This is a genomic window from Frankia sp. CoBUL1 (assembly GCF_978021245.1).
Window position 1 is genome coordinate 2,331 of the sequence record NZ_CDXDOS010000290.1, and the last position, 2,162, is coordinate 4,492.

Annotated in this window: 2 protein-coding genes and 1 pseudogene; 2 read left to right on the forward strand and 1 reads right to left on the reverse strand. The window is 71.6% G+C overall.

Translation table 11 applies throughout. From position 1 onward, the window contains the following. The coding region (locus AC08OX_RS15705; protein ID WP_476608499.1) for an acyl-CoA desaturase at positions 1-827 on the forward strand (827 nt) is incomplete at its 5' end. 333 nt (positions 828-1,160) lie between these two features. On the opposite strand, the gene AC08OX_RS15710 is transcribed toward AC08OX_RS15705, so the two are convergent. Further along, positions 1,161-1,508, reverse strand: coding sequence for an FDXHR family putative zinc-binding protein (locus AC08OX_RS15710; RefSeq protein ID WP_476608500.1), 348 nt, complete (start codon positions 1,506-1,508; stop codon positions 1,161-1,163). 259 nt (positions 1,509-1,767) lie between these two features. Here AC08OX_RS15710 and AC08OX_RS15715 point away from each other — a divergent pair. Beyond that, positions 1,768-2,162: pseudogene (locus tag AC08OX_RS15715) on the forward strand (hypothetical protein); the annotation flags it as partial.

Genomic DNA, 2,162 nt, shown 5'->3' on the forward strand with positions numbered 1-2,162 from the left:
CGGTCCCGCTGGCCTGGGGGTGGGGGCTGGGCTGGCACGACCTGGTCATCGGTGCCGTCATGTACCTGATCACCGGATTCGGTGTCACCGTGGGCTACCACCGGTTGTTCACGCATGGTTCCTTCCGGACCGGCCGGCCGCTGCGGATAATCCTCGCCGTTGCCGGGAGCCTCGCCATCGAAATGGGGGTGACCGACTGGGTCGCGGCCCACCGGCGGCATCACAAATACTCCGACCAGGCAGCTGATCCGCATTCACCGTGGCGTTTCGGTCATCATGGCAGGGGCCTGGCGAAAGGGTTCCTGCACGCCCATGTCGGATGGCTTTTCCACCCGGAACGGACCGCGCCGGAGACGTTCTGCCCGGATCTGCTCGCCGATCGGGACATCGCGGCGATCTCGGCCCGCTTCCCCTGGCTCGTCGCCGCCTCGGTGCTGCTGCCGCCGCTGGTCGGCGGCCTGTGGAGCATGTCCTGGGCCGGGGCGGCGACCGCCTTGTTCTGGGGAGCGCTGGTCCGTATCGCGCTGCTGCACCACGTCACCTTCTCCATCAACTCGATCTGCCACACGATCGGCACCCGACCGTTCGCGGCCCGGGACCGCTCCAGCAACGTGTGGTGGCTGGCCATACCCTCGCTGGGGGAGTCGTGGCACAACCTGCACCACGCCGACCCCACCAGCGCCCGCCACGGCGTCCTGCCCGGCCAGATCGATCCCAGCGCCGCACTCATCCGCCTGTTCGAGAAGCTCGGCTGGGCGCACGACGTGCGGTGGCCCACCGCCAAACGGATCGCCGCCCGCCGAGTGGGCGCTGGCGCGGGGCGTTGAGAAACGACGTCGAACGTCATAGCTTGGCCGGAGAAAAACCGGCACGGGCTTTAAGCGTGCCATCTCGGTCGAATCTTCACTGCCGGGCCCCTTTACCCTAACGGAAGCGTTCCTGGACGGGGGAGAGCGGTCTGCGACGGCGTCCGGGTGCTGCGGGACCGCAGCCGGGGAACACAAGATTGACTTCCAGTACACCGTGGTGGTGGCACGTCCCCACCACCATGCCCACCGTTGTGCCTGCCGTCGCGCCTGTTGCGACCGGCTCGGCCATCCAGCCCGGCCGCAGGCGGCGGGTGGGATCCCGCCTACCGTCCGATGAGGGGGAGGGCTCGGTCAGCCGGCCATCCGTACCGTGCCGGCGCCACCTCGGGCCCCGCCTCCGGCGCCACCGCGGGCGCCCGCGGGGCCGGCCGAACCGCCTTGCCGGTCGGAGACCCGCAGGATGCGGCCGGGCGGCTGTTCGTCTCCGCTGAGCCAGTATCCGCGGTCGCGGCGCAACCTGACCCGTTCCGGGGAAAGACAGGCCCCCTTCACCCGATGCGCGTCGAAGCCGGTGGTGGTGCCGGCGAAGGTCTCGTGGCAGGACGGGCAGTGCGCCGCGGTCAGCGCCGTCCAGCGCACGTCGCAGCCGCCGCAGCTGAGCAGGATGGGGCGTTCGTACTCGCTGTCCCGCCCTGCCATGAAACCGCCTCTTCCCGCGAAGGTTCTGATCTCCCGTCGTCGGATTCTTGCCGCTCAACGTTTCCAACGTGGGCATTTCGGCTTTCTAGCTCTTCGGGCGCGTCGCGTCACCGGGCTGCCACCGGCCGCCGGGGGTGCCGCGGACCCTGGCCCTGCTGCCAGTGAGTACTGGCTTGGCTACCATGAGTACTGGCCCGACAGTCCTGAGTACCGTCCCGGAGGGGCGCGAACTGTCGGACCCGCCGGTGAGAATCGACCAGTGACGTCGGCATCCCCGTCCTACCCGGAGTCGGGCCTGCTCGCCCGGCTGCGGGCCGGCGGGTTCGTCCGCCGGGATCTGCTCGCCCTGGTCCCGCTGGGCGGAGCCGGCCTCGGGGTGGCCTACCGGCCCCGGGCCGCGTCCGCGCCCACGGTGAGCGGTGGCACCGGTCGGGAGGACACGGACGGTCGGGAGGGTGCGGACAGCCCGGAGGGTCCGAAGGGTAGGGACGGCCCGCGTGGGGCGGGCGGTGCGGTGGCGCCGGGCGTGGTGCGGCTCGCGGTTCCCCTGGCCGGGGCCGGCCAGGCCGCGCGGGTGCTCGCCGGGATCGAGGCGTTGCTGGCACCCCGCTGGGTCTGGTGGCCGGCGCGGTCCGCGACGCGCGTGCCGCCCGG